Source organism: Paraburkholderia sp. SIMBA_054 (assembly GCF_046534875.1).
Taxonomy (GTDB): domain Bacteria; phylum Pseudomonadota; class Gammaproteobacteria; order Burkholderiales; family Burkholderiaceae; genus Paraburkholderia; species Paraburkholderia hospita.
On sequence record NZ_JAWRXV010001714.1, the window covers coordinates 1 to 236 of the forward strand.

1 protein-coding gene is annotated in these 236 nt (G+C 50.0%); it reads left to right on the forward strand.

Annotated features, from left to right (window positions below; genetic code table 11):
- Positions 1–13: 13 nt before the first annotated feature.
- Entirely contained in the window at positions 14–187 is a 174-nt protein-coding gene (locus SB822_RS60960) for a M35 family metallo-endopeptidase (RefSeq protein ID WP_410859636.1), read from the forward strand.
- The last annotated feature ends 49 nt before the right edge of the window (positions 188–236 follow it).

Sequence of the window (236 nt, forward strand, 5' to 3'; positions counted from 1 at the left end):
CTAGCTTTCGTCGATGCAACTGACACTAGTACACGAATGCACCCATTTCGTAGATACCTTCGGCACGCTTGATTATCCTAACGCTTATGGACGCACGGCTTGCACCTGGTTCGCCCGCGATCACTCCAATCTTGCGATAAACAACGCGGACAGTATTGCGTGGTACGTGTTGGCACACGACGAATAACGGTACACATATGAAATCCATCTTATATGCAGCAGGCTTCGCACTAGCG

Coding starts and splice junctions, on each gene's coding strand:
- SB822_RS60960 (WP_410859636.1), top strand. CDS start 14: ATGCAACTGACACTAGTACACGAATGCACCCATTTCGTAGATACCTTC.